We start from the raw sequence: 1,227 nt of genomic DNA, 5'->3' as shown, positions 1-1,227 counted from the left end.
AGCTGGGACTACATCACCAAGGTCTTGACCGATGCGAAGCATACGCTGACGGCGACCGCGACCAACTCGTCGGGGCAAACCAGCGTGGCATCGACTGCGGTGGCGGTCACCGTCGATACCAAGGCGCCAGCTGCACCGGCGATCGCGAGTGACACCGTCAACACTGCCAATCAGGTCGTGATGTCGGGGACCGCTGAAGTGAACAGCGCGATCAAGGTGTTCGACGGAACGACCCAGGTCGGCACCGCGACGACCAACGCGAGCGGTGCGTGGAGCGTCACGACGTCCGCACTGTCGGCCGGTTCGCACGCCCTGACGGCAAAGGCGACCGACGTTGCTGGCAACGTCAGTGCTGCGTCGGCTGCTGTGGATGCGGTCGTCGGTTCTGGAACGACGACGGGCTCCACCGGTTCGGGCACGTCCGGTTCGGGTACCTCGGGTACGGGTACCACCGGCACGGGCACATCAGGCACCGGCACCACTGCGCCGGCCGCGCCGAAGATCGCCTCGTTCTCCAACGATACCGGCACCGCCGGTGATCACATCACGAGCGACAAAACGGTGACCCTGGCGGGGACTGCGGTTGCCAACAGCACGGTCAAGGTGCTCGACGGCACGACCCAGCTCGGCACCGTCACGGCGGATGCGAACGGAGCATGGCACTACACCACCGTCGCACTGCCTGACGGCAAGCACAGCTTCACCGCGACCGACACGGTCTCCGGCGCCACCAGCAAGGCATCGGCTGCGCTGGATGTCACGGTGGATAGCGCTGCCCCCGATGCTCCGATCCTGTTGAGCGATCCCACCACGCATAACCGCGCAACGGTATCCGGTACGGCGGAAGCGGGGAGCTCGATCAAGCTCTATGAGGGCACGACCCTGCTTGGCACCGCGACCGTCGCGAGTGATGGCGACTGGAGCGTGACGACCCCGAATCTCAAGCACGGGTCCCACACCTTCACCGCGACGGCAACCGATGCCGCCGGCAACACCAGCGCCTTGTCGCAGCCGATCGATCCGCCGATTGGTCATGGCGGCACCAAGGACGCTGCGACCGTCGAAGTCACCAATGTGCGCCAGCACTGGGATCACACGGCAACGATCAAGGGCACGGCCGATCCCAACAGCGAGATCAAGCTGTCGGACGGCACGACCTCGGTCGGTTCGGTGACCACGGGAGCCGACGGCAAGTGGAGCTTCCAGACCTCCGACCTGTCGGGCAAG

1 protein-coding gene is annotated in these 1,227 nt (G+C 65.7%); it reads left to right on the top strand.

What is annotated here, in order from left to right; all coding sequences use genetic code 11:
• Positions 1-1,227 (top strand): Ig-like domain-containing protein (locus XH81_RS04770; RefSeq protein WP_271596012.1); only part of this gene is annotated, 1,227 nt, incomplete at both ends.

This window comes from Bradyrhizobium sp. CCBAU 25360 (assembly GCF_028128695.1).
Taxonomy (GTDB): domain Bacteria; phylum Pseudomonadota; class Alphaproteobacteria; order Rhizobiales; family Xanthobacteraceae; genus Bradyrhizobium; species Bradyrhizobium ottawaense.
The sequence above is the reverse complement of the archived record's forward strand: the minus strand, read 5'-3'. Positions and strand labels throughout refer to the sequence as shown.